This window comes from Pikeienuella piscinae, assembly GCF_011044155.1.
Taxonomy (GTDB): domain Bacteria; phylum Pseudomonadota; class Alphaproteobacteria; order Rhodobacterales; family Rhodobacteraceae; genus Pikeienuella; species Pikeienuella piscinae.
The window spans coordinates 3,459,527-3,485,664 of the sequence record NZ_CP049056.1 but is presented as its reverse complement, the minus strand read 5'-3'; the positions used below and the strand labels follow the sequence as shown (position 1 = coordinate 3,485,664).

Genomic DNA, 26,138 nt, shown 5'->3' with positions numbered 1-26,138 from the left:
TCTTCCAGTCTGTTGGGCTTTCGCGACGCGCCGTGCATAGGGTTCCGGCTTTGCTCACTTCGACAGGCGGTTCATGAATCTCTAAGAGAATCGGCGGCGACGCGCCAGTGTTTCCGGCGCCAGGCTTCGCCTCCGGCGGTTGCGGGGCCGCGCGCGCTCCTCTAAATGGAAATGCGCGCGTCGGCATGGCGCGCGCCGGCGAAAGCCCGAATACGGGCGGATCCGGAGCCGGGGAGCCCGATGTCCATGCGCCTCCGCACAGTCGACGCCTACCTCCTTCGGCTGATGGCGAAGCCGATGATGGCCGCACTGGCGGTGACTCTCGCGGCGTTGCTGCTGGAGCGCGTGCTCAGGCTGTTCGAACTCCTGACCGGCAAGGGCGCGCCGCTCGGCCTCGTGCTCGCCATGACGCTCAACCTCGTGCCGCACTATCTCGGCCTCGCGCTTCCCGCCGCCTTCGCCGTCGGCATCATTGCGGTGATGACCTCGCTCGGTTCCGAAAACGAGCTTGACGCGATGGAGGGCGCCGGTTGGTCGATCCGGCGGATCGGGGCCATCTTCATTTTCTGCGGCGCGATTCTCGGCGTTCTTTCACTCCTCCTGTTTGGATATCTCCAGCCCTATTCACGCTACGCCTACCAGGCCGTCAAGCATGAACTCGTGAACGCCGCATGGGACGCCCGGGTGGAGGCCGGCACGTTCATCGACGCCGGCGAGGGCATGACCATCTCCGCCGAGGAAGTCGACCCGACCGGCCGCATTCTCGACCGCGTGTTCGTGCTTCAGAAGCAGGAAGGCGACGCTGAACGCATCCTCACCGCCGAGCGCGGAGTGCTTATCCCGAACGTGGAGACGCGGACCTTGCGTCTTCGGCTCGTCAACGGCGTCGCCGTCTCCATCGGACGGACGGAGGGCGAACTCTCGGTCAGTTTCGACAGTCTGACGCTGGAACGCGAGTTCGATCTCGACGGCGAGCTCTTTCGCCCGCGCGGCGGCTCCGAGCGCGAGTTGACGCAGAAGGAACTTCTGGCGCGCATCCGCGGCGATGAAGGCGCGCCCCCCGACCCACGCTACGCGGCGGAGTTTCACGGTCGCCTGATCCGGGCTTTTGCGCTTCTCGGAGTGCCGTTGATCGCGGTGCCGCTCGCGGTCGCGGGGAAACGCTCACCGGCCTGGCGACGAATCGCACTGGCGATGGCGGTGCTGATCGCGTTTCAGAACGTCACCAAGACGGTCGAGGGCATGGCCGCGAACGGGACCGTAGACCCGGTGCTCGGGCTCTGGGGGCTTTGCGCCGTCTATTTCGCCTTCGGACTATGGCTCTTCTTCACCACCGCGAGCCAGGGTACGGACAGTGCGCTCAGGAAGTGCTTCGTCTGGATCGATCGCGGAATCCACCGTGCAACCGGCGCACTTAAACAGTCCGGCGCGGAAGAGACGCAGCCCCGATGACGCTGGCGTTGCACCTGACGCGCGCGGTGCTGATCCGGGTGCTGGCGACGACGCTCGCGCTGGCCGGTCTCGCCATCGCGCTCGATCTCGTGGAGAGCGCGGCGGAAGTGCTGAAACAGGATGACGGCGGTCTGCTCCGCTATCTCGGCCTGCGCGCGCCGATCATCCTGACAGCGGTACTGCCGGTCGGCCTCATCCTCGGGCCGGTCCTCGCGTTTCTCAGCCTCGCCGGGCGGAGCGAGTTCACGGTTCTGCGCGCTTCGGGCGCGACGATCTATCGACTGCTCCTACTTCTCGTCCCGCTCGGGCTCGTCTTCGGGGCCTGCCTCTATGCGCTCAGCGACCGGATATCGCCTGTTCTCGAGGGGCGCTTGCTGACCTGGCTCGACCCGCAGCCAGCCGCGACATCTGGCGGGTTCTGGGCGCGCACGTCGCTCGGCGTGGTGCACGCCGACGCCTCCTCCACGCGCGGCGACCTGATCTTCGATCTCGAAGTCTACGAGATGGATGCCGAAGGCCGGATGACGGCGCGGATCAGCGCCGCTTCGGCCCGCTTCGCGGACGGCGTCTGGCGCCTCGGAGAGGCGAGCCGGCTGACGCCAGGTCAATCGAAATCGACCCGGATCGATGGTGAGCGGTGGGAGACTCCACTCCGCCCGGCGAATGTGCGCGCGCTCTCCAGCCCTACAAGCGCCGTCGCCGGCGACGTCGCCGAACGGATTCTGACCGGCGCCTGGGCGGGCAACAGGACGACGGAGTTCTATCAGGTCAGGGTCTATCGTGGATACGCCGCCTTCATGGCGCCGCTGGTGATGATCCTGCTCGCCGCCCCCGCCGCCTTCGGGACGCGGCGCGGCGGCGGCCTCGGCAAACACGCCGCGCTCGGCGTCGTGCTCGGTTTCGCCTTCCTGCTGTTCGACGGCATGCTGACCGCGCTCGGCGAGACAGGCAACCTGCCGCCCGCGCTCGCCGCCTTCGGCGCGACGGCTATGTTCGCGTCGATCGGCGGCTATGTGCTGCTCACGCTGGAGGAATAATCCGTATGCCTGAAATCGAAGTGCGCGAGGTCGCCGGCAGAGCGCAGATGAAGACCTTCATCCGCCTTCCGGGCCAGATCCTCCGAGACGATCCAAACTGGGTCGAGCCGCTGCATTTCGAGCGCGCGCAGTTCTTTTCCCCGAAGCACAATCCCTGGTTCACGCACGGCGAGGCGGCGTTTTTCCTCGCCTGGTCCGAAGGGCGCGCGGTCGGCCGGATCAGCGCGCAGATCGACCGGCTTTCGCCCGATGTCGACGGCCGGGTATGCGGGCTTTTCGGCGCACTGACCGCGGAGCCGGAGCAGGCGATCGTCACCGCGCTTCTGAAGGCCGCGGAAGACTGGCTGCGCGCGCGCGGCGCGGGCTGGATGCGCGGCCCCTATACGCTCAACATCAATCACGAGGCGGGGCTGCTGGTCGACGGGTTCGACAGCCCACCCTTTCTTCTGATGCCGCACGACCCGTCATGGCTCGGCCCGATGGTTGAGGCGACCGGGCTCGCCAAGGGGCGCGACGCCTTCGCCTACCGGCTCGACACCTCGGCGGGACTGCCGGAGCGACCAAAACGACTGTTCCGTCAGACGCCGCCCTCGCTTCACGTCCGGCCCGTCGACCTCAAGCGCTGGGACGAGGAGGTCGAGACCATCGCGCATATCTTCAATGAGTCGTGGAAAGGCAACTGGGGTTTTGTCCCGTTCACGAGGGAGGAGATCGACGCCATGGCGAAGGAGATGAAGCCGCTGATCGATCCCGGCCTGACCCGCATCGCCGAGCTTGACGGGAGCGCGGTCGGCTTCATCGTGATGATGCCCGATATCAACGAGGCGATCGGGGATTTCCGCGGTCGACTCTTTCCCTTCAACATTCTGCGGCTTATCTGGCGGCTGAAATACGGCCGCATACGCGGCGCGCGGGTGCCGTTGATGGGGATGCTGCCGGGTCTCGAAGGTCTGGTCGGCTCCATCGCTCCGCTGTTGCTGATCTATTCGCCCGAGGAACGCTGCGTCGAGCGCGGGTTCCGCGAGCTCGAGTTCAGCTGGATTCTCGAAGACAACACATCGGTCCGCAGGCTGATCGAGATGCTGGGCGCGAAAATCGTCAAGACCTACCGCTTCTACGAGCGGCCGCTGGACTGACCCGGGTCAGAAAAACAGGCTGACGCCGATCCCGATCAGGAAGATTCCGCCGAGCCACGAAAGCCCGCGCCGGATCAACCGGTTGCCCTGCACCGTCTGCGCCAGCGAGCCGCCGACGAAGGCGACGATCAGGTCGGAGGGCACCGCGGTCAGCGGCACCAGAACACCGAGCACCAGCATCTGCAGGGCGATATCGCCCTTCGAGGTTTCGACGAAGGGCGGGATGAAGGCCATGAAGAAGAGAATGGTCTTCGGATTCAGCACCTCGACCAATATGCCCTGCCAGATGATCCGTGCGTAGCTGCGCTTTTCGACCGGCCCGATCCGCACTTCTCCGTTCTGACTAGCTTCGCGCTCCAGGATCATCCGTATCCCGAGATAGATCAGATAGCCCGCGCCGACGACCGTCATCGCCTGATACGCGGTCGTGGATTGCTGGAACACCGCCGCAAGGCCCAGCGCGGCGATCACCGCCAGAAGCACGCCGCCGAGTCCGAGTCCGATCGCCGAAGCCAGGCCGGCGGCCCGGCTCTGGCCGACGCTGCGCGAGAGGACGTAAAGCATGGAAGGTCCCGGAGAAGCGCTGAGGGCGAGCCCGGCCAGCGCCACAACGACCATCGTCTCAAGCGACGGCATATGTCAGTCCGCCCTCACGCCGTTCATACGCTTCTCGAAGGGATTCTGGACGGGCCCCTCATGGTCGGTCGTCGCCGACCAGATGCGTTCGCCACGCCGTTCTCTCAGATATGGAAAATCTCTTAGCAACATACGCTCCAGATGCAACCCTGCATTGAATCCTTCATACTTTGGCGGATTATTAGGCGAAATCAAGCTTGGAAACGGCTTGATCACGGTGTCGTAATTCGCCGCCACGAAATACGGCATCGAGAACCGTTCAGGACTAAGATTCAGCACGCGGTGCGGGGTGGAGCGGAAGGCGCCGTTCGTCCAGGCTTCGAGCATGTCGCCGATATTGATGATGAACGCTTCCGGTTTCACCGGAACGTCGATCCACTCGTCGCGCCGGGTCATCACCTGCAGGCCCTTCTGACGCTGATGAAGCAGAGTCAGGCATTCGTAATCGGTGTGCGCGCCCATGTTCACGCTCTTCGACTCCGTGGTGCCGCGCGCGCGCACATAATGCAGAAGCCGCAGCTGCGAGATGGGCTTCGTCATCTGCTTGGTCAGATCCCCCGGCGGCAGGTCGAGATGCAATTCCAGCGCCGCGCATATCTTCAGGCCGACAGACGAGATCGACGCGTAATAGGCGCCGATCCGTTCGCGAAACCCATCGAGTTCCGGCCAGACGTTCGGTCCGAGAAGCAAGTTCCCCGCCAGATAGTCCGGGTCGTCGTGCGGAAGGTCGAGCGCCAGGTCGAACGCTTCGTAATTGCGATTCACCTCGTCCGCGTAGTCGCCCTTCTCGGTAAAGGGGACGTAGCCGCGATGATTGAGGCTGTCGCCGATATAGTACGCGCGCTTGACGTCGTCGGGCTGGGCGAAAAACGATTCCGCCGCGCCATAGGCGCTTTCGATCAACGCGGGTGAAATCCCGTGGTTCGCGACGTAGAAGAAACCGACTTCGCGCGCCGCCTCTCCCATCTCGTCGGCAACACGTTTTATATCCGCCTTTCCGCCGCTTCTCAGCGGCCCGAGATCGATTACAGGCAAGACATCAGCACCGAACATGGCGTCTACCCCCGTTGCAACCGCGTATCATCCGATGACTCCCGCCCGCACTGACGGGAAACAACGGCACGCCATAGTTGCAAGTGGCGTGCCACTAAAGAAATAATTAAGTTTGCCGAGAGGTAAACGATCTTTTGCGGAGAATTGTTGCCAAATTTTAATCTTTTGATCACCTCCCTCTGGAATTTGACAGAGTCTCATGCGGTTAGCCCCGCATTAACGCCTTTAAGACTCTGAAAATAAATTCGATGTGAACCACCGGGAAACCGGATCTGTCCGGGAATCGCTTTGGGCGAGTTCCTTTTTCTCGTCATCCGACCGGCGCGGCGAACGCACGGATCCTGGCGTCCGGCCGGCGCGGTCAACGTGGCGTACACGATCATCGCCGTGTCCGCCTCATTCAGAAGCGACCGGATGGCGCGCGTTTCGGCTCATCCCGGCGGCGTGCGAATCACCAGATTACGGATCTCCGTCATGTCCTCCATCGCGAACAGGATGCCTTCGCGCCCGAGCCCGCTATCCTTGACGCCCCCGTATGGCATGTTGTCGACCCTATAGGACGGAACATCGCCGACAACGACCCCGCCCACGTCCATCTCATCCCACGCCTGCTGCACCTTGTAGTAATCGCGGGTGAAGATGCCCGCCTGCAGGCCGAACTTGGAATCGTTGACCATCGAGATCGCCTGATCCCAGGTCGAGAATTTCTGCAAGACAGCGGCCGGGCCGAAGGCCTCCTCGGCGCAAATGTCCTGATCCACCGGCACGTTCTCCAGCAGCGTCGCCTGCAGCATCGCGCCGTCGCGCCCCCCGCCGCAGAGAAGATCGCCGCCGGCCGCGACCGCGGATTCGATCCAGCCATGGAGGCGCGCGGCCTCCTTCTCCGAGATCATCGGGCCGATGAAGGTTTCGCGCACCTTCGGATCACCGGACACGAGCGTTTTCGTCTTCGCGACCAGTTTCGCTTTCATCTCATCATAGATGTCTTCATGGATAATGATCCGCTGAACGCCGATGCACGACTGGCCCGACTGGTAGAAGGCGCCGAAGATGATCCGGGTGACCGCGTCGTCAAGATCCCTGGTGTCGGAATCGACCACGACTGCGGCGTTGCCGCCAAGCTCCAGCACAACCTTCTTCTTGCCGCAGCGCGCCTTCAGGTCCCAGCCGACGCCGGGCGATCCGGTGAAGGAGAGAAGCTTCAGCCTGTCGTCCACTGTGAAGAGATCGGCGCCGTCGCGCGAACAGGGCAAGATCGAGAACGCCCCCTTCGGCAGATCGGTCTCGGCCAGAACCTCGCCCATGATCAGCGCGCCGAGCGGCGTGCGCGAGGCGGGCTTCATCACGAACGGGCAGCCGACCGCAATGGCGGGGGCGACCTTGTGCGCCGCCAGATTGAGCGGGAAATTGAACGGCGAGATGAACGAGCAGGGACCGATCGGCACCCGCTTCCACATGCCGCGATAACCCTTCGCCCGGGGCGAAATGTCGAGCGCCTGCAGCTCGCCGTGCATCCGCGTCGATTCCTCGGCCGCGATCTGGAATGTGTCGATCAGGCGCGTGACCTCGCCCTCGGCGTCGTTGATCGGCTTGCCGGCCTCGACGCAGAGCGAATAGGCCAGTTCCTCCTTGCGTTCGCGAAAGCGCGCGACACAGTGTTCTAGCACCGCCTTCTTGGCGAAGGACGGCATCTTCGCCATCGCGTCGGTCGCCTCGACTGCGCCGGCGATGCCCGCGTCAATGGCGGCGCTGTCCGCCAGCGCGCAGCGTGTCGCCACCTCGCCGGAATATTTGTCGGTCACCTCGAGATCGTCATTCGCGAAGACGGCCTCGTTGTTGAGGTAGTAGGGGTATTTCGCTTTGAGTTCGGGCATCGGGGCCTCTCGTTTCGTCAGGCGCCGGAGGGGGCGGGCGGGCCGCCCCCGTTGGTTTACACCGCGGCTGAACGCTTCTTGATGTCGATATTCAGGATCTGGTCGTTCTCTGCGTAATCGACCGGACAGTCAATAAGGTGCACGCCGGGTGTCGAGAGCGCGGTTTCGATGATCTTCGGCAGTTCCTCCGCCGAGCCGACGCGATGGCCGATGCCGCCGTAGCTTTCGACATATTTCACGAAGTCCGGGTTGCCGTACTGAAGGCCCCAGTCCTTGAAGCCCATATTGGCCTGTTTCCAGCGGATCATCCCGTAGGAGTTGTCGTTCAGGATCAGAACGGCGAGGTTCATTTTCAGCCGAACAGCGGTCTCCAGCTCCTGCGAGTTCATCATGAACCCGCCATCGCCGCAGATCGCCATCACCTTCCGGTCCGGGTAGACCAGTCGCGCCGCCATCGCCGAAGGCAACCCCGCGCCCATGGTGGCCAACGCGTTGTCCAGGAGCACGGTGTTCGGCTTGCGCGCCAGGTAATTCCGGGCGAACCAGATCTTGTAGACACCATTGTCGAGACAGATCATGCCGTCATCGGGCATCGCCTCGCGGATCACCGAGACGGCGTGCTGCGGATAGATCGGGAACCGCATATCGCCGACGCCTTCGAGAATCTGCGCGTCGTGGTGCTTTTTCACCTCCATCATACGCGAAAAGTCCCACTCCGCCTCTTCCTCCTTCTTCACGCCGTTCTTCAGTTGCCAAACGGCGTTGCCGATATCGCCGATCACCTCGATCTGCGGGAAATATACCGGATCGACCTCGGCGGTGTTGTAGGAGACGTGGATCACTTCCGCGCCGCCCTGTTTCATGAAGAAGGGCGGCTTCTCGATCACATCATGACCAATATTGATGATGAGATCCGCGGCCTCGATCGCCCGGTGCACGTAGTCGCCCGCCGATAGCGCGGCGCAGCCCATGAAGAGCGGATGGCGCTCATCGACCACGCCCTTGCCGAGCTGCGTGGTGACGAAGGGGATGCCGGTCTTCTCGATGAATTTCTCCAGCATCTTCGAGGTCAACTTGCGATTGCCGCCGGCGCCGATGACCAGAATCGGCGATTTCGCCGCGTGGATCTTCTCCAGCGCCTGGATGATCGACTTATCCTCAGGAACCGGCCGGCGCACCGCCGATTTCGGGATCGGTTTCTCCTCGGTGTTTTCGTCGGCGATGTCCTCGGGCAGTTCGATATGCACGGCGCCGGGTTTCTCCTCCTCGGCGATGCGATAGGCCTCGCGGACCCGCGAGGGGATGTTGTCGCCGGCGACGATCTGCGTCGAATACTTGGTGATCGGACCCATCATCTCCACGACGTCGAGAATCTGGAACCGGCCCTGTTTCGATTTCTTCACCGGCTTCTGGCCGGTCACCATCAGCATCGGCATCCCGCCGAGCTGCGCATAGGCTGCGGCGGTCGTGAAATTCGTCGCGCCCGGCCCGAGCGTGGAGACGCAGACGCCGGTCTTGCCGGTCAACCTGCCATAGACCGAAGCCATGAAGCCCGCGCCCTGCTCATGGCGAGTGAGGACCAGCTGGATCTTCTTCGAGCGCGAAAGACTGTCGAGAAAATCAAGATTTTCCTCGCCGGGGATGCCGAAAACATATTCGCACCCCTCCGCCTCAAGACATTCGATGAACAGATCTGATGCTTTGGTCATGGTTCCCCTCTCCCTGATAGCCGGCTCATAGCCTGGACGCCGGACCCGCGCCCGCTGAATACAGCGTCACCTTAGCGGATAATTCGCGTTTGCGTAGAGATTCTTACCAGCGGCGCACGCAGATCGTGTCGTTGCTCACAAATGCGCCCGCCGAAGCAGAAGCGGACGGAGCGCGGCGACGCCGACCGCCGGGCCAAGCGCCATCAGCGCCAGCACCGCCGGCCAGCCGGCCATCGCCGCGAGGATCGGCGTCGCCTGCACCGTCGCGACGGTCAGCGTGAAGCCGAGCGCGGTCTGCATTGTCATCAGGCTGCCGGCGGCCTCGGCCGGCGCGGCGTCGGCGATCAACGCCGAGAACTGCGCGCTGTCGGGGATCACCGCCGCGCCCCAGATCAGGATCAGAATGAACGAGAGCCAGACCGGCCCGCCATGCGCCAGCGCGACCGCCAGCGCCGCCGCGCCGGAGATCATCATCGCGCCGGCCGCGACCCGCGCCTTGCCGACACGGTCGGCGAGCCAACCGGCCGGGGCGCAGAACGCCGCGCCGATCGCGATGGCGAGAAAGGCGGTCAGCGCCGCCAGACGCTCCGCTTCCGATGTTCCGAGACGTGCGCCATAGCCCGCAGCCGCCGCCGCGCCGACCCAGCCCCACATCGCGTACAGCTCCCACATATGGCCGAGATAGCCGCCGGTGGCGGCGCGGATGCGCCGATCGGTCCAGATCAGGCGGATCACCTTCGGGTCGAAAACCGGTGCGCGCGCGTGATGCGGGCCGAGCCGGACGAAGGGCGCGACGAGCGCGGCGAAGAGCGACGCGGCGGCGGCGGAGCCGATCACCAACCGCCATTCGGCGCCGCCAAGATAGGCGGCCAAATGCGGCGCCGCCGAGCCGACCGTCAGCGCCCCTACCAGCGTGCCGACCAGAAGCCCCCGATCGCGCAGGCCCCAGCCGACGGCGATCTTCATGCCGAGCGGATAGATCCCCGCGAACCCCGCCCCAGTAAGAAAGCGCAGTGCGACCGCGGCGTCCGAGCCGGGCGCGATGAGAAGGAGCGCGCCGGTGGCGCCGGCGTTCATCAACGCGGCGGCGGCGAGCACGCGGCGCGGGTCGAACCGGTCGGAGAGCCCGGTGATAGCCGAGCCGAGCGCGCCGATCACGAAGCCGGCCTGAACGGCGGAGGACATCAGCGCCTGCCTCGCGGGGCCGAGCGCCGCCTCCCGCGCCATGTCCGGCATCGCTGCTGCGGCGGCGAACCAGGGCGCCATGCCGGCGACGACGGCGAGGCAGAGAAGGGAAACGGCGACGGATTTCGACATGACGGCACTCGCGCACGGACCGGGTCGAAAGTCCAGCGGGCCGCGCGCGGCGGATAACCATGGTTATCGCGAGCAGCTATCTGATATTGCTGGATAAATTTAGTTAATGAAATCCTGACGTCCCGCGCCCGCCTCAGATCGGCACGCCTTTCGGCCGCCCGACACGTTGCAGCACGATGTCGGAGCGAACCTGCGCCACCATCGGGTGCGGCAGGAGCCGCCGGTGCACGAAGCTCGCCAACTCGTCCAGCGAGCGCACCTGCACGTGGAGAAGGTAATCCGCATCGCCGGTCAGCGTGTAGGCCATGCGGACCTCGGGCAGCGCGTCGAAGAACCCGGCGATATCGTCCACCACGGTTTCGGAATGCGCCGCAAGGGTCACCCGGCTGAACGCCTCGACGCCATAGCCGAGCAGATGGGCGTCCAGTTCCGCCCGGTAGCCGGCGATCAGCCCGGCGGCCTCCAGCGCGATCCGGCGGCGCGAGCATTGCGAGGGCGAGAGCGCGACCGCCCCGGCAAGCTGGGCGGTGGTGAGACTCGCGTCCGCCTGCAGGAGCGCGAGAATCTTCCGGTCGAAGCCGTCGAGGTCCATTTCGCGCATCCTTTCTCGACCTTGCGCACAGTATGTGCGTATGAATAGCCGATTATTCCCATTACGCACGGACATATCGCATGTTTCGGCGTATATCCTCACGAAATCGCCATTCTTAAAGAGGAGCCGCCCCATGGGACCCTTCCCGCACGACGCCGCCCCCGCCGAGATCACCGCGCAGAACCCCGCCGGCACGGACGGGTTCGAGTTCGTCGAGTTCGCGCATCCGGAGCCGGAGGCCCTGCACGCGCTCTTCGAACAGATGGGCTACACCGCCGTCGCCAAACATCGCACGAAGGACGTGACGCTCTACCGGCAGGGCGACATCAACTATCTGGTCAATGCCGAACCGGGCGATTTCGCCGCCGATTTCGTCAAGGCGCACGGCCCCTGCGCCGCGTCAATGGCGTGGCGCGTCGTCGATCCGCAGCAGGCTTATGCGCACGCCGTCGCCAATGGCGCGAAGGGCTATCACGGCGATGACAAGGTTATGGACGCCCCCGCCATTCTCGGCATCGGCGGCTCGCTGCTCTATTTCGTCGCCCGTGACGGCGTCTCGCCCTACGCGGCGGATTACGAATGGCTCGGCGAGGTTGACCCGAAGCCGGAGGGGATCGGGTTCTTTTATCTCGACCACCTCACCCACAACGTCCATCGCGGCAATATGGACAAGTGGTACCGGTTCTATTCCGGCATCTTCAATTTCAAGGAGATCCGGTTCTTCGACATCAAGGGGAGGATGACCGGGCTCACCTCGCGCGCGCTGACCTCGCCCTGCGGCAAGATCCGCATCCCGATCAACGAAAGCGCCGACGAGACCAGCCAGATCGAGGAGTATCTGCGCGAATACAATGGCGAGGGCATCCAGCACATCGCCGTGGCGACCAACGACATCTACTCCTCGGTCGACGCGCTCGCGGCCAACGGGATGGAGTTCATGCCGGCGCCGCCCGATGTCTATTACGACATGAGCCACAAGCGCGTGACCGGCCACGAGGAGCCGATCGAACGGATGAAGCGGCACGGCATCCTGATCGACGGCGAAGGCGTCGTGGATGGCGGGATGACGCGGATCCTGCTGCAGATCTTCTCGAAAACCGTCGTCGGCCCGATCTTCTTCGAATTCATCCAGAGGAAGGGCGACGACGGCTTCGGCGAGGGCAATTTCCGCGCGCTCTTTGAAAGCATCGAGCAGGATCAGATCAACCGGGGCGTGCTCAGCGCCGCCGAATGAGGCGCGCGGCGCGCCAGGTCAGGCGCGCCGTACGAGGATGGCGCGGAAGTCGTTTACATTGGTCAGCGTCGGGCCGGTGATCACCTGATCGCCGGTCGCCTCGAAAAACCCGTGCCCGTCATGCGCGCCGAGCGCGGCGTCGAGCGAGACCCCGGCGTCCGTCGCCCGCTTCGGGGTTTCGGGATCGACGATGGCGCCGGCGATCTCCGCCATCCCGTCCACCCCGTCCGTGTCACCGGCGATGGCGAGAACGCCGGGCGCGCCGTCGAGCGCGCTGGCGAGGCCGAGCAGGAACTCGACATTGCGCCCGCCGCGCCCTTTCGGTTTTTCGCCGTCGTTCAGCGTCACCGTGGTCTCGCCGCCGGAGATCAGCGCCACAGGGCCCGTCTCGCCCAGAGCGCGCGCCGCCATTTCGGCCCCGAGTTCACGCGCCTCGCCCTCCAGCGCGTCGCCCAGGACGACCGCGCGAAAACCAGCCGCCTCTGCGACCCTGGCCGCCGCCTCAAGCGACTTCATCGGCGCCCCGATCAGGCGGAACTCGGCCCGCGCCAACCGCGCGTCGCCCGGTTTCGGCGTCTCCGCCTCCGCCGCCTCGAGATACGCGGCGATCGACGGCGCCGGGTCGAGCTTCCTGCGCCGCAGGATCTCGCGCGCGTCCGCGAATGTCGTCGCGTCCGCCACGGTCGGGCCGGAGGCGATCACCGACGGCTCGTCCCCCGGCACGTCGGAAATCGCCAACGTCAGCACCGGCGCCGGATATGCTGCGGCCGCCAGCCGTCCGCCTTTGATCGCGGACAGATGTTTTCTGACCGCGTTCATCTCTCCAATCGGCGCGCCGGAGGCGAGCAGCGCGCGGTTGATCGCCTGCTTCTCCCCGAACGCGATTCCCGGCGCCGGCAAGGTGAGGAGCGCCGAGCCGCCGCCGGAGATCAGCGCGACGACGAGATCGTCTTCGCCGGCCCCCTCGGCCAGCGCGAGGATGCGCGCCGCCGCGCGCCGCCCGGCTTCGTCCGGCTCGGGATGCGCCGCCTCGACCACCTCGATCAGCTTCGTCGGAACGCCGTGGCCGTAGCGCGTCACCACAAGCCCTTCGGGCGCCGGGTTTTCGCCGCGCGCCGCCCATTCAACTTCGAAAGCCGCGGCCATCGCCGCCGCAGCCTTGCCGGCGCCAAGGACGATCAGGCGCCCCTTCGGCGGCGGGGGCAGGTGCGCGCCGAGCAACCGCGCCGGCGCGGCGGCGTCTACGGCGGCGTCGAAGAGCTGGCGCAGGAGCGCGCGCTCATCCCGATAATCAGTCATTCGGACTCCGTTCCCACATTCATACGCTGTCGATCTGACCCGGCGACGCAGGGCGACGCAACCCGGCGCCACTTATCACGTTGGATTTATCGAGCCGTGCCGTTACATACGCCGCAAACCAGAAGAGGTGCAGATGCCGTCAGTTCGCAAAGCCGTCTTTCCCGTCGCCGGTCTCGGCACGCGATTCCTGCCCGCGACGAAGGCGGTGCCCAAGGAAGTGCTGCCGCTGGTCGACAAGCCTCTGATCCAGTACGCGATCGACGAGGCGCGCGCCGCCGGGATCACCGATTTCATCTTCGTCACCGCGAAGGGGAAATCCGCCCTGGAGAACTATTTCGACAGCGCGCCCGAACTGGTGCGGGCGCTGGAGGAAAAGGGCAAGCCCGAGCTTCTCGACATGATCAGGATGGCGGACATGCCCTCCGGCGCGATCAGCTATATCCGCCAGCAGGAGGCGCTGGGCCTCGGCCATGCGGTCTGGTGCGCGCGCCAGCTCGTCGGGGACGAACCCTTCGCGGTGATCCTGCCGGACGACATCATCGAGTCGGAGACGCCCTGCCTGAAACAGATGGTCGAGGTCTACGAGGACACCGGCGGCAATATCGTCGCCGCGATGGAGGTCGGGCCGGAGGATGTCTCCAAATACGGCGTCATGGACCCGGCCAAGGACGACGGCCGCCTGGTGGAGATGAAGGGCATCGTCGAGAAGCCGAAACCGGGGGAAGCGCCCTCGAACCTCGCGGCGATCGGCCGGTATATCCTCAGCCCTCGGGTGATGAAGAACCTCTCGGCGCTGAAATCCGGGGCGGGAGGCGAGATTCAACTCACTGACGCGATCGCCGAAGAGATCAAGGTCGGCCGGCCGGTCTACGGGCTGCGCTTCGAGGGAAAGCGCTTCGATTGCGGCACCAAGCTCGGCTATCTTCAGGCGACGGTCGCCTTCGCGCTGAACCGGCCCGAGTTTCACGATGACTTCGCCGCATTCATAGAAAAGACCGCGAAAGCGCTGAAATCAGGCTGAGTCGGGCCGAATCATTGCGCTTGACCGCGCAGGCATTATCCTTGATGGGGTACGCGCCGTCCGGCGTAACGGGCGGCGCCGCATTCGTTGAAACTGGCAAGGAACCGACACCATAGCTCGCAGACCGCACAACGCCCCGCCGACGCGCGACACCGGACCGCGCGTGAACGATATGATCCGCGTCCCTGAAATCCGTCTCATCGACGAGAACGGCGACAATCATGGCGTCGTCACGCCGGCGCACGCCATCGAGATGGCGCAGGAGGTCGGACTCGACGTGGTCGAGATTTCGCCGAACGCGAATCCGCCCGTCTGCAAGATCATGGATGTCGGCAAGTTCAAGTACGAAAGCCAGAAAAAGGCGGCCGAGGCGAAGAAGAAGCAGAAGATCATCGAGGTCAAGGAAGTCAAGTTCCGCCCGAATATCGACACGCATGACTACGACGTAAAGATGCGGAGCGTGAACCGGTTTCTTGACGAAGGCGACAAGGTCAAGGTGACGCTTCGGTTCCGGGGACGCGAGATGGCCCATCAGGAGCTTGGCCGCGATCTTCTGCGCAAGATCGCCGGCGAGATCGAGGGCGTCGCCAAGGTCGAATCCATGCCGAAGATGGAAGGCCGCCAGATGATCATGGTGGTGGCGCCGAACCGGGCCTGAGGCTCCGCTGAGGCCGAATCGCTGAGAACCACCCTTCGGACGGGCCCAGCACGACGGGACGTCAGGCGTCTACGCCTGACGTCGTATTGACCACGCGCCGGTTTTCGCGCGTATTGTCGCCATGATCCGCCATCTGCACCGCTGGAGACGATGCCCACCGGCGCCGGTCGCGGTGATTCTTGCGCTCCTGCTGTCGTTCCGCGCGTTCGCGCCCGCCGCCATCGCAGCGCCGGCGGAGGGCTATGTTCCGATCTGCACGGGCGGCGAGATCGTCTACGTCGCGGTAAACGAACTGGCGGGATCGGCGGAAAATGCGCCGACGACCAAGACTGCCCCGGCGGATGCCCCCTGCCCCTGGTTCGGACTCAATCACGCCACGCTGGAGGCGCTGGCCGGCGCCCCGCCTCCCATTGCGCTTCCGGCGCCGCCCGCGCCCCCCCACGTCGCACCAACGCCCCTACACGTCGCGACGACGGCGTTCCGCCCCCGCGCTCCACCCGGATTCGCATCGTAGAGATCGCAGCGACGTTTCCGCGTCCGTCGTTGATGGACGCCGCACCGAATCCGAAAGAGACCGACAATGACAGACTCATCTGTTGCGGGGGCCGGCGCCTCCGCGCTTTATCGCGCCGTATGGCGCTGGCATTTCTACGCCGGACTGATCGTTCTTCCGTTCATGATCCTGATCGCCATCACCGGCGGGTTGTATCTTTTCAAGGACGAGATCAACAACGCCTTCTACGGCGATCTCCGGATCGTCGAGCCGCAAGAATCGGCGCCGCTTCCCGCCTCCACGCTCGTCGCGAGCGCGCTGGCCTATTCTCCAGGGAAGGTGAAGACCTACCGGCCCCCCTCCGCGTCGGACCGAGCGGCGGAGGTGAAGATCGCCAGCGACGACAGCGTCAGCGACACCATCTATGTGAATCCATATGACGGGAAAGCGCTCGGCAGCGTCTGGGACGGGGGCGCCGCCGGTTCACCGGCGATGTGGCTGGTCCGGAAGATACACAGCCTCGAATATATCGGCTGGTGGGGGAACCGGATCATCGAGGCGGTCGCCGGCTGGGCGCTGCTGCTCGTCGTCAGTGGGCTTTATCTCTGGTGGCCGCGGGGCCGCGGCGTCGGAGTTTTTCGCCCGCGTCGCGCCAAAGGGCGGCCGTTTTGGCGAGATCTGCACGCCGTCACCGGAGCCTACGCCGCGCTCTTCATCGGCTTTCTCGCCCTCACCGGACTGCCGTGGTCCGGCGTATGGGGCGCCCAGTTCTACGACCTCTCCTACAAGGCGGGGCTGGGGATGCCGGACGGCTACTGGGGCTCCTACCCGACATCGAACGTCCCGACCGGCGCGGCGCTAGACCAGACGCCGTGGATACTGGAGCATCAGCCGATGCCGATCTCCGGCGCGGCAGAAGGCGTGCCGATTGGCCTCGACCGCATCATCGAATTGGTCGAAGCGACGGGGATTCACCCCGGATACGCGCTCGACATGCCCGGCGGGCCGGAGGGAGTTTTCACCGCTTCGGTCTACCCTGACGACATCACCTTCGAACGGGTGATCCATTTCGACCAGTACACCGGCGAGAAGCTCTTCGACATGGGCCTCGCCGATCTCGGCGCGCTCGGCCGGGCGGCGGAATGGGGGATCAGCGTCCATATGGGGCAGGAATTCGGCGCGCTGAATCAGGCCGCGATGTTGTTCGCTTGCGTTTCGATCATCCTGATGGCGGTCTCCGCCCTCGTTATGTGGTGGAAGCGCCGGCCGGCCGGCGGGCTCGGCGCGCCGCGGCCGCCGGCCGACTGGCGGGCGCCGCGCGCGATCCTCGTTTTCGCGGTAGTCGCCGGAATCGTCTTTCCGCTGGTCGGGCTGTCGCTTCTGGTGATGCTCGCGATCGACCTCGCGCTGCCGCTGGCGCTTCGCAAGCGCGTGGCCTGAACGCGAACCCCGAGCGGGGCTGGTCGGGGCGCGGTTACGCCGCCCCGACCTCGATCACCGGCTCCATCGCGGCGAGAATGTCCGCGGAAAGGTGGCACTTGCTCTGATGGCCGGGGCCAAGGGTGACCATCGGCGGGACCTCGGTCTCGCACTTGTTTCCGGGCACTTGGTGCTTGCGCGGGCAACGCGTCTGGAACGGGCATCCGGAGGGCGGGTTCATCGCCGACGGAATGTCGCCTTCGAGGACGATATGCTTCTTCTTCACCCGCGTATCTGCGATCGGCACCGCGGAGAGTAGCGCCTCGGTATAGGGATGATAAGGCGGGGCGAAGACCTGCTCGGTGGAGCCGATCTCCACCACATGACCGAGATACATCACCATCACCCGGTCGGCGAGATAGCGCACGATGGAGAGATCATGGCTGATGAAGAGCATGGTTGTGCGCCGCTCGCGCTGAATCTCCATCAGAAGGTCGGTGACGGCCGCCTGCACCGAAACGTCGAGCGCCGAGACCGGCTCATCCGCCACCACCACCTTCGCGTCGCCGGCGAAGGCGCGGGCGATGCCGATGCGCTGTTTCTGGCCGCCGGAAAGCTGGCGCGGCATGCGTTTGGCGAAGGCGCGCGGCAGTTTGACCAGGTCGAGAAGCTGGAGCATCCGCTCCTCGCGGTCCTTCTGGTTCTTGCCGACCTTGAACTTCTCCAGCACCCGCATGATCTGCCCGCCGATCGAGTGGCTGGGATTCAGCGTATCGAACGGATTCTGGAACACCATCTGGATCGAGGCGACGGTCTTGGTCGCGCGCTTCTCGATCTCGATATTCGCAATATCCTCATTCGAGAGCTTCACATGGCCTTCTGTCGCGGTCTCCAGCCCCAGCAGCACCTTGGCGAGCGTCGACTTGCCGCAACCCGATTCGCCGACGATGGCGAGGGTCTCGGCTTCGCGCGCCTCGAAACTGAGCGTCTCGTTCGCCTTCACCACCTTCGCGGCGCCCCTGCCGAAGGAGTTGCCTGAAACCTCGTAATACTTCTTCAGGTTATCGACCGAGAGGACGACATCGCCAGCGGTCGTCGCCGCAGCGTCTGCGACGCGCGGGACCGGGGCGTTCCAGTCGATCTCGTCCCAGCGCAGGCACCGCGACTCGTGCCGGTCGCGCCCGGGCAGCGTCACCATGTCGATCGGCTGCGCATCACACCGTCCGGCCTCGAAATAGCTGCAGCGCGGGCCGAAATAGCAGCCCGGCGGGCGCTCGTTCGGCAGCGGGAAATTGCCTGGAATGGCGACCAGCGGGCGGGTGTTCTTGTCGGCGCCCGGAAGCGGGATCGAACGGAAGAGCCCCTCGGTATAGGGATGGCGCATGTGATCGAAGACTTCCTCGATCGATCCGGTCTCCACCGCTTCACCGGAATACATCACGCATATCCGGTCGCATGTCTCCAGCACCAGGCCGAGATTATGGGATATGAAGAGGATCGAGGTGCCGGTCGTCTCGCCGAGTTCCTTCACTAGGTCGACAATGCCGGCCTCGACCGTCACATCCAGCGCCGTCGTCGGCTCGTCGAGGATCAGCAGCGCCGGGCGCGACATCAGCGCCATGGCGATGACGATGCGCTGTTGCTGACCGCCCGAGAGCTGGTGCGGATAGGCGTCGAGGATGCGCTTCGGGTCGGGGAGCTTGACCGAGGCGACCATCTCCAGCGCCAGATTATAGGCGTCGCGCCGTCCCATCTTCTGATGGATCATCGGGACTTCCATCAGTTGCCTGCCGATCTTCATCGCCGGGTTCAGCGAGGCCATCGGCTCCTGATAGATCATCGCAATCTCCGAGCCGCGGATGGCGCGCAGCTCCTCGGCGGAGAACGTGGAGAGGTCGCGCCCCTTGAACCGGATCGTCCCGCCGGTGACACGACCGTTCTTGCCGAGGTCCTGCATCACGCCAAGGGCGACGGTGGACTTGCCGCAGCCGGATTCGCCGACGAGACCCATCGCCTCGCCGGGTTGTACGGTGCAGGAGAAATCCATCACCGCCGGGATCTCCCCGGCCCGGGTGAAGAAGGAAATGTGGAGGTTCACGATTTCGAGGATCGGTCCGTCGTAATCGGTCATCGCGTCTTTCCTCAATCCTTGAGCGATTGTTCGCGCAGCCCATCGGCCAGAAGATTCAGGCCGAGGACGAGGCTCATCAGCGCGAGGGCGGGCGGCAGTGCGGGGTGTGGGTAGATCGAGAGGAGTTTCCTCCCCTCGTTGATGGTCGAGCCCCAGTCAGGGCTTTCAGGGCTGACACCAAGACCGAAGAAGCCGAGCGTGCCGAGAAGGATCGTCGTGTATCCGATGCGCAGGCAGAAATCGACGATCAGCGGGCCGCGCGCGTTCGGAAGGATCTCCCACAGCATGATGTAGAACGGCCCCTCACCGCGTGTCTGGCCAGCGGCGACGTAATCGCGTGTCTTGATGTCCATGGTCAGGCCGCGAACGATGCGAAACACGGTCGGCGAGTTCACGAAGACGACCGAGACAAAGACGTTCAGCAGGTTCGGGTCCATCGAGAAGACGCCGAGCGGATCGGCGTTGAAGGCGAGCCCGGAATACGCCCAGAAACCGATGACGACGGTGCCGGCGAGCAGCGGATACATCATCTCCGGGCGGGTCTCGAACCGGCTGTAGAAGAACACCCAGAAGAAGATGATCGGAAAAAGGAAGAGAAAGGCGGCGAGGATCACCGGTATGCCGGTCTGGCGAATTTCAGGCGTGACCAGCAGATAGAAAAGCAGGATCACCGGAAAGGCCAGAACCAGGTTGGCGAGGAACGAAAGAAGCCCGTCCATCCGCCCGCCGAAATAGCCGGCGGGCAGGCCGAGCGTCACCCCGACCATGAAGGCGAAAAGCGTCGCCAGCGGCGCGATCGCCAGCACCGATTGCGAGCCGAGCACCATGCGCGAGAAGACATCCCGGCCGAGATTGTCGCCGCCGAGCAGGTAAAATGCGCCTTCGATCTCCGGATAAGGGGCGCCTGGCGGGTCGTTCTTCAGGCTCGCGACCTGATCCAGCGCGCCGAAAGTGGCGATCTGTTCGGCGAAGAGCGCGGTCAGAACCCAGAAGAGCACGATGGCGAGCCCGATCATGCCGATCGGCGAGTCCATCAGTTTGCCGTAGAGGCTGAGCCGCCTCTTGAAGACGATCGACAGCGCGAAGATCACGATCAGCCCGATCCAGACCGGAATGAACCGGACGAACATCGAGGCGAAGATCGCGCCCCATCCCAAGGGTTCCATTGCCGCGCTCCCCTATTTCACGCGGATGCGCGGGTTGAGATAGACATAGCCGATATCGGATATCAGTTGGGTGATCAGCACGACGAAGACCGCGACCACCGAACAGCCGAGCAGAAGATCGATATCGTTGTTCCCGGCCGCCTGCACCAGCAGCCAACCGAAGCCCTTGTAGTTGAACAGCGTCTCGACGATCACCACGCCGGTCAGAAGCCAGGGGAACTGCAGCATGATGACGGTGAAGGGCGCGATCAGCGCGTTCCTGAGCGCGTGGCGCAGGACGATCTTCGGAAAGCTGACCCCTTTCAGCCGCGCGGTGCGGATATATTGAGCCGTCATCACCTCCGCCATCGAGGCGCGGGTCATCCGCGCGACATAGCCCATGCCGTAAAGCGCCATGGTCAGCACTGGGAGGGTGAAGTTCTCGAAGGTCGGGCCGTCCGCGATGGCCGAGGTCGCCGTGCCCTTGAACCATTTCAGCCCGACGACGGAGGAGGCGAAGACGACGATGAAGACGACGCCCGAGACATATTCCGGCGTCGCCGTGGTCGAGATCGCGAAGGTCGAGAGGGTGCGATCGGTGCGCGACCCCTCGCGCATGCCGGCGAGCACCCCGAGAAAGAGCGCCGTCGGCACCATCACCAACATCACCCAGAACATCAGGACGCCGGTCGCGGCGAGCCGTTTGGCGATGATGCCCCCGGCCGTGTCCTTGAAGACGCTGGAATAGCCCCAGTATCCCTGAAGAACACCGCAGAAAGTCGGCGGCTCCTCGCCCTCCGCCACGGCGCGGCAGCGGACCTGGGCGCCGGAATCCGGGGCGGGGTGATCGTAAGGAACGACGCCGAGCCATTGACCGTAGCGGATCGCGAGCGGCCGGTTGTAGCCGTTCCTGTCGAGCCAGCTTTCAACCTGCGCGTCCGACATCCGGGCGTTGCCCTCGCTCTTGGCGAGTTTTTCCAGATTGGGCGGAAGGTTGGTCAGAAAAAAGACGATGAAGGTGAGGCAAAGCGCCGTCAGCACCATCATCCCGATGCGTCGCGCGAGGAAAGTCGCCATCCAGGCCCCTCCGTCTGAGCTACCGCAGCTTATATTCGCGCCCGCCGGATGGCGGGAATGCCACGCGCGGCGCCGGGGGCCGGCGCCGCGCGATCACCGGCTCAGGCCTCGATCCAGTATTTATCGAGGTGCATCTCGAAAGTCGGATGCATGTCGGTCCCGTGCACACCCGGCTTCACGTGGCGATAGAGCGAACGCCAATAGGGCTGAATCAATACGCCCTGCTCCTGCATGATCTCCTCGATCCGCTTCATCACTTCGCGGCGCTTGTCGGCGTCTGCGATCGCCATCGCCTCGTCGAGCTTCTGGTCGAACTCCTCGTTCGAGAAAGCCGCCTCGTTCCACGCGACGCCGGAGCGATAGGCCAACGCCAGCACCTGCACGCCGAGCGGACGCATGTTCCACTCGGTCGCCGAAAACGGATATTTCAGCCAGTCATTCCAGTAGGTCGAGCCGGGCAGAACCGTCCGCTTGATGTTGATTCCGGCGTCGCGGATCTGCGCCGCCACGCTGTCGCAGGTGTCCCGCTGCCAGTTGTCGTCGATCGAGATCAGCTCGAACTCGTGATCCGAGAGCCCGGCCTCGTCGATGGCGGCCTTCGCCGCGGCCGGATCCGGCGTGAGCGGCGGCAGCTCGGCGTATTCGGGGTGGATCGGGCAGACATGGTGGTTCTCCGCCTCCGTGCCACGCCCGGCGTAGCCGAGCTCCAGCACCACCGCGTTGTCCACCGCCATCGACAGCGCGCGCCGCACCTCGACCTTGTCATAGGGTTCGGCGACCTGGTTATAGCGCACCGCGATCGTCGCGGCGGTCACCGCCTCCGACTTCTCCCAGCCGATGGCGTCCATGATGTCGATGAAATCGCCGGTCGTCTGATAGAGCATGTCGATCTCTTCGGACTCGGCCGCCGCCACCCAGGCGGAGGTGTCGGTCCCGAAATCGATGAACTCGATCCGATCGAGATACGCGCCCTCGCCCCACCACTTGTGGCCGTCCTTCTTGACCAGCACGCCCTTGACGCCAACCTCGTAGCTCTCGGGAACGTAGGGGCCGGTGCCGATCGGATTGTCGGCAGGGTTGCCGCCGTCATAGGAGGAGTGGACGATCGCGGCGGGATAGTCCGAAAAGTTCGGAATGATCGTGATATCCGGGCTGCTCAACATGAGCTTCACCGTGTGGTCGTCCACCATCTTGATGGCGCCGTCGCGGGCCTTGCCGCTGGCCTCGTCGATAAGGGACGCCACGCGCGTGGCCATCGAGTTTCCCTCGACCGTGCTGTCGCACCAGAGTTCGATATTCCGCGCCACATCTTCAGCGGTGAAGGGATCGCCATTGTTCCAGGTGACGCCCTTACGGACGTTCAGCGTATACTCGGTGGCGTCGTCGTTCACCTCCCAGCTTTCCAGCAACCGGGGCTCGAACGTGCCGTCGTTGTTGTAGCGGACGAGATATTCCAGCCAGCCGCGGGTGATGTTCGCGATCTGCGACCAGTCTGCGGTGCGCGGGTCCTTCAACCCCTTCAATTCCATCTGGATGCGGAGCGTGCCGCCCGCCGTCGGCGCCGCCTGCGCCGGAGACGGGGCGACCAGTCCGATGGCGCCATAAGCCGCCGCCGCGGTCGCGCCGAGCGCGCTGGCGCGGGTCAGGAACTCACGCCGGTCAAGCTTGCCGGCCGCGCATTCCTCGGCGAACATCGCGACCGCCTTGTGCATTGGCGCGCCGGATACGGTTCCGAGATTTTTTCTCATGCCTTGTCTCCCTGTTGTAGTTGGGCGCGGATTCCGCGCCATCCCTGGCGGCCCGACGGTCGTTTCGCCATCGTTCTTCCGTCAGCGCCGCAAAATATGCACAAGTCTGACCCGCTTCGCGACGCGTGTGCAACCCCTATCATCGTCCTGACCGGCGCGCGCCCCGTTCCGCCTCGTCGGCGCAATGTGGCGCGCGACGCCCGAAACGCGGCGTCCGTCAGCCCCGCGCAGACGCGTGAACGAGCGCTGCGCGGGGTCCGGCGGGCGTGATCGTGACGATGACCGAGGCGGTCGGGCATGAGTCTCCGCGCGCCACGCAATACGCGAAAATCTGCTTGCCCTCGCAACGGTCGCTGGCGACATAGAGCACGCCGCCGTCGGTCGCCTCGACCGCGCCGCAGGCGGGCGAAACGACGATGCGGACATTCGCGGCGTCGGCGGGCGCGAGATTGAGGTCGTTGGCCAGAACGTCGATGATGGTCGAGCCGCCGGCGACGACCTCCGCCTCGTCATTCTGCGGCGCGACCTGCGCCGGCGCCTCGCGGAAGAAGAAACTCAGCAACTCGTCCGACCGCTGTGCGAGCGTGACCATCGCGACCACGATGACCAACCCGGTCAGGATCGACATCACCCGATCGTCCTGAAGCAAATGCGGCCCCTTTCGCCGGTTCTGCGCCGCGGGACTGGCGACGGGCGCGATCATTCCCAGCGCGGCGCGGCATTGCAAGCACGGGGGCGCGCGCATGCGCCTCGACGCTGGCGCCGAACGCCCACGACAGTAGTATGGCCGCTCGAACGGCATGAGGTGAGCAAGATGAAATTCGGCGTCGGCCAGCACGTGACGCGCAAGGAAGACAGACGCTTTCTGACCGGAAGCGGGCGCTATATCGACGATCACGCCCCCGAGGGCCAGCTTTTCGCCTTCGTGCTGCGCTCGGCCATCGCCCATGGCCGCGTGCGCCTCGGCGGGCTTGATGCGGCGCGCGCCGCGCCCGGCGTCGCTGTCGTCTACGGCCATGACGATGTCTGCGAACGGCTGGAGCCGCTCACCGCGCATACGCCGGTCAGGCAGGTTGACGGCGCGCCGCCGGCGCCGGTGCTTCAGCCGCATCTTTCGGACGGGACCGTGCGCCATGTCGGCCAGCCGCTGGCCTTCGTCGTCGCCGAGACGCTCGAGCAGGCCCGCGACGCGGCGGAACTGATCGAGGTCGACTACGAGGAGGCGCCGTCAGTCGTGGACGCGGTCGCCGCCCTGGCGCCCGGCGCGCCGGAGCTTCACGCCTCCGCCCCCGGCAACCTCGCCTATGAATGGGAGATCGGCGACCGGGAGGCGGCGGAGACGGCGTTCGGGCGGGCGGCGCATGTGGTGCGCGCCCGCGTCGTCAACCAGCGCCTGATCGTCACGGCGATGGAGACGCGCGGGATCCTCATCGCGTTCGATCCCGACAGCGCGCGATGGGAGGGCTGGGTCGGCAGCCAGGGAGCGCATTCGATGCGCGGCGGCATCGCCCGCGCGCTGAAGGTCGAGCCCGAAAGGCTGAGGATTCATGCGCCGGATATCGGCGGCGGTTTCGGCATGAAGATCATGCAGCACCCGGAATACGCGCTGGCGGCGCTCGCGACGAAGGACGCCGGACAGCCGGTGAAATGGATCGCCGACCGCTCCGAGAGCTTTCTTTCCGACGCGCAGGCGCGCGATCTGCAATCCGAAATCGAAGGCGCGTTCGACGAGGAGGGGCGAATCCTGGCGCTGCGATCGGACTGCGTCTCCAATCTCGGGGCGTATTATTCGACCGCCAGCACGGCGATCCACACGATCTTTTCGGCCGGGCTGATTGGCGGGATGTATCGGGTTCCGGCCGCTTACGTCCGGGTTCGCGGGGCGCTGACCAATACCACGCCGACGGACGCCTATCGCGGCGCCGGACGCCCCGAAGTGATCTACGCGACCGAGCGATTGATCGACGCCGCGGCGCGGGCCATGGGAAGGGATCCGGTCGCGCTCCGCCGGCTCAACCTGCTGACGCCGAAAGAACTGCCGTATCGGACGCTCGGCGACCTCACTTTCGACAGCCTCGACCCGGCGCGGCTGATCGACGCCGCGATCGAGGCGGCGGATTATGACGGCTTTCCCGCCCGCGCCGAGGCGTCGGCCGCACGGGGGCGGCTGCGCGGTCGCTCGGCGATCTATTACATGGAGAGAACCGGCGGGGGGCCGGAGGAGAACGCGGAAATCTCCATCTCGGCGGAGGGCGACGCGGTGATCCGGATCGGCACGCAATCGACCGGGCAGGGCCACGAGACGACCTGGGCGCAGGTGCTGACCGACAATCTCGGGCTGGACTGGGACCGGATCGCTCTCGCGGACGGCGACAGCGACGCGCTGCCGCTCGGCGGCGGCACCGGCGGATCGCGCTCCACGATCATGGCGAGCCGGGTGATCCGGCTGGCGGCGGACGAGATCATCCGAAAATGCCGCCCCGCCGCCGCCGAGGATCTCGAGGTCGCGCCCGAGGATGTCGAGTTCGACGCCACGGCGGGCGAGTTCGCGGTCGCCGGCACCGACCGGCGGGTCGCCCTGCCGGCGGTGGTGAAGAAGCTTGGCCGCGTCATCGGCTTCGGCAAGGTCTCCGACAGCGAGAGCAGCTTTCCGAACGGCTGCCACATCGCCGAGGTCGAGATCGACCGCGAGACCGGGCGCGTGACGCTTGAGCGCTACACGCTGGCGGACGATTTCGGGGTGATCCTCAACCCACTCCTCGCCGGCGGTCAGGCGCAGGGCGGGGTGGCGCAGGGGATCGGCCAAGCGCTGCTGGAGCAGGCGGTCTACGATCCTGAAAGCGGACAACCGCTGGCGGCCAGCTTCATGGACTACGCCGTCCCGCGCGCGGACGATCTGCCGCCGCTGGAGCCGCGATTCGTCGAGGTGCCGTGCAAGACCAACCCGTACGGTGTGAAGGGCGGCGGAGAATCAGGCTCGGTAGCGGGGATACCGGCGACGGTGTTGGCGATCCATGACGCGCTGGCGCGGGCCGGGGGCGAACTGGTCGAAGCGCCGTTCACGCCGGAACGGGTCTGGAGAGCGCTGAACGCGCGTTAGCGCACGC

The 26,138-nt window shown here is 65.2% G+C and carries 21 protein-coding genes; 9 read left to right on the top strand and 12 right to left on the bottom strand.

What is annotated here, in order from left to right:
• The first annotated feature begins 246 nt into the window (after positions 1–246).
• From G5B40_RS16560 to G5B40_RS16550, 3 genes are read left to right on the top strand one after another with little or no spacing between them, the layout of a single operon-like run.
• Entirely contained in the window at positions 247–1,452 is a 1,206-nt protein-coding gene (locus tag G5B40_RS16560; protein ID WP_165100847.1) for an LptF/LptG family permease, read from the top strand.
• Positions 1,449–2,489, top strand: coding sequence for an LptF/LptG family permease (locus tag G5B40_RS16555; protein ID WP_165100844.1), 1,041 nt, complete (start codon positions 1,449–1,451; stop codon positions 2,487–2,489). The genes G5B40_RS16560 and G5B40_RS16555 overlap by 4 nt, the downstream gene beginning before the upstream one ends.
• 5 nt (positions 2,490–2,494) lie before the next feature.
• A complete protein-coding gene (locus G5B40_RS16550) occupies positions 2,495–3,625 on the top strand; it encodes a GNAT family N-acetyltransferase (RefSeq protein WP_165100841.1) in 1,131 nt (376 codons plus the stop codon).
• A gap of 6 nt (positions 3,626–3,631) precedes the next feature.
• Here the strand turns inward: G5B40_RS16550 and G5B40_RS16545 are convergent, their stop codons facing one another.
• From G5B40_RS16545 to G5B40_RS16520, 6 genes are all read right to left on the bottom strand, one after another.
• Positions 3,632–4,261 carry a LysE family translocator gene (locus G5B40_RS16545; RefSeq protein ID WP_165100838.1) on the bottom strand — a complete coding sequence of 210 codons (630 nt, stop codon included), beginning with the start codon at positions 4,259–4,261 and terminating at the stop codon, positions 3,632–3,634.
• A 3-nt stretch (positions 4,262–4,264) separates the two neighbouring features.
• Complete coding sequence (locus G5B40_RS16540) at positions 4,265–5,314, bottom strand: isopenicillin N synthase family dioxygenase (protein WP_165100835.1); 1,050 nt, start codon at positions 5,312–5,314, stop codon at positions 4,265–4,267.
• A gap of 431 nt (positions 5,315–5,745) precedes the next feature.
• Complete coding sequence (locus tag G5B40_RS16535) at positions 5,746–7,188, bottom strand: aldehyde dehydrogenase family protein (protein WP_165100832.1); 1,443 nt, start codon at positions 7,186–7,188, stop codon at positions 5,746–5,748.
• Positions 7,189–7,244: 56 nt separating this feature from the next.
• The gene (locus G5B40_RS16530) at positions 7,245–8,897 is read right to left on the bottom strand and encodes an acetolactate synthase large subunit (protein ID WP_165100829.1); all 1,653 of its coding nucleotides are present in this window, start codon (positions 8,895–8,897) and stop codon (positions 7,245–7,247) included.
• Between the two features lie 135 nt (positions 8,898–9,032).
• Positions 9,033–10,214 carry an MFS transporter gene (locus G5B40_RS16525; RefSeq protein WP_165100826.1) on the bottom strand — a complete coding sequence of 394 codons (1,182 nt, stop codon included), beginning with the start codon at positions 10,212–10,214 and terminating at the stop codon, positions 9,033–9,035.
• Between the two features lie 133 nt (positions 10,215–10,347).
• The gene (locus G5B40_RS16520) at positions 10,348–10,806 is read right to left on the bottom strand and encodes an Lrp/AsnC family transcriptional regulator (RefSeq protein ID WP_246209582.1); all 459 of its coding nucleotides are present in this window, start codon (positions 10,804–10,806) and stop codon (positions 10,348–10,350) included.
• A 133-nt stretch (positions 10,807–10,939) separates the two neighbouring features.
• Here G5B40_RS16520 and hppD point away from each other — a divergent pair, with 133 nt between their 5' ends.
• Complete coding sequence (gene hppD, locus G5B40_RS16515) at positions 10,940–12,040, top strand: 4-hydroxyphenylpyruvate dioxygenase (RefSeq protein ID WP_165100821.1); 1,101 nt, start codon at positions 10,940–10,942, stop codon at positions 12,038–12,040.
• A gap of 18 nt (positions 12,041–12,058) precedes the next feature.
• On the opposite strand, the gene G5B40_RS16510 is transcribed toward hppD, so the two are convergent.
• Entirely contained in the window at positions 12,059–13,339 is a 1,281-nt protein-coding gene (locus G5B40_RS16510; protein ID WP_165100819.1) for a glycerate kinase type-2 family protein, read from the bottom strand.
• 133 nt (positions 13,340–13,472) lie between these two features.
• Here G5B40_RS16510 and galU point away from each other — a divergent pair, with 133 nt between their 5' ends.
• The 4 genes from galU to G5B40_RS16490 all read left to right on the top strand — a co-directional run bounded on the left by galU (position 13,473) and on the right by G5B40_RS16490 (position 16,951).
• Complete coding sequence (gene galU, locus G5B40_RS16505) at positions 13,473–14,360, top strand: UTP--glucose-1-phosphate uridylyltransferase GalU (RefSeq protein ID WP_165100817.1); 888 nt, start codon at positions 13,473–13,475, stop codon at positions 14,358–14,360.
• Positions 14,361–14,532: 172 nt separating this feature from the next.
• Positions 14,533–15,018, top strand: a complete 486-nt coding sequence (gene infC, locus G5B40_RS16500) for a translation initiation factor IF-3 (RefSeq protein WP_246209863.1) — start codon at positions 14,533–14,535, stop codon at positions 15,016–15,018.
• A 121-nt stretch (positions 15,019–15,139) separates the two neighbouring features.
• Positions 15,140–15,532, top strand: coding sequence for a hypothetical protein (locus G5B40_RS16495; RefSeq protein ID WP_165100815.1), 393 nt, complete (start codon positions 15,140–15,142; stop codon positions 15,530–15,532).
• Positions 15,533–15,598: 66 nt separating this feature from the next.
• On the top strand, positions 15,599–16,951 hold the full coding sequence (locus G5B40_RS16490; protein ID WP_165100813.1) for a PepSY-associated TM helix domain-containing protein: 1,353 nt from the start codon (positions 15,599–15,601) through the stop codon (positions 16,949–16,951).
• Positions 16,952–16,985: 34 nt separating this feature from the next.
• Here G5B40_RS16490 and G5B40_RS16485 read toward each other — a convergent pair whose 3' ends face one another.
• The 5 genes from G5B40_RS16485 to G5B40_RS16465 form a co-directional block, all read right to left on the bottom strand.
• Positions 16,986–19,061: a dipeptide ABC transporter ATP-binding protein gene (locus G5B40_RS16485; RefSeq protein ID WP_165100811.1), complete on the bottom strand. Its 2,076-nt coding sequence runs from the start codon at positions 19,059–19,061 to the stop codon at positions 16,986–16,988.
• An 11-nt stretch (positions 19,062–19,072) separates the two neighbouring features.
• Positions 19,073–20,227 carry an ABC transporter permease gene (locus G5B40_RS16480; RefSeq protein ID WP_165100808.1) on the bottom strand — a complete coding sequence of 385 codons (1,155 nt, stop codon included), beginning with the start codon at positions 20,225–20,227 and terminating at the stop codon, positions 19,073–19,075.
• Between the two features lie 12 nt (positions 20,228–20,239).
• The gene (locus G5B40_RS16475; protein ID WP_165100806.1) at positions 20,240–21,283 is read right to left on the bottom strand and encodes an ABC transporter permease; all 1,044 of its coding nucleotides are present in this window, start codon (positions 21,281–21,283) and stop codon (positions 20,240–20,242) included.
• A 101-nt stretch (positions 21,284–21,384) separates the two neighbouring features.
• Positions 21,385–23,031 carry an ABC transporter substrate-binding protein gene (locus G5B40_RS16470; protein ID WP_425500069.1) on the bottom strand — a complete coding sequence of 549 codons (1,647 nt, stop codon included), beginning with the start codon at positions 23,029–23,031 and terminating at the stop codon, positions 21,385–21,387.
• A gap of 217 nt (positions 23,032–23,248) precedes the next feature.
• Positions 23,249–23,734, bottom strand: coding sequence for a hypothetical protein (locus G5B40_RS16465; RefSeq protein WP_165100803.1), 486 nt, complete (start codon positions 23,732–23,734; stop codon positions 23,249–23,251).
• Between the two features lie 111 nt (positions 23,735–23,845).
• On the opposite strand from G5B40_RS16465, the gene G5B40_RS16460 reads away from it, so the two are divergent.
• On the top strand, positions 23,846–26,131 hold the full coding sequence (locus G5B40_RS16460) for a xanthine dehydrogenase family protein molybdopterin-binding subunit (RefSeq protein WP_165100800.1): 2,286 nt from the start codon (positions 23,846–23,848) through the stop codon (positions 26,129–26,131).
• Positions 26,132–26,138: the final 7 nt, after the last annotated feature.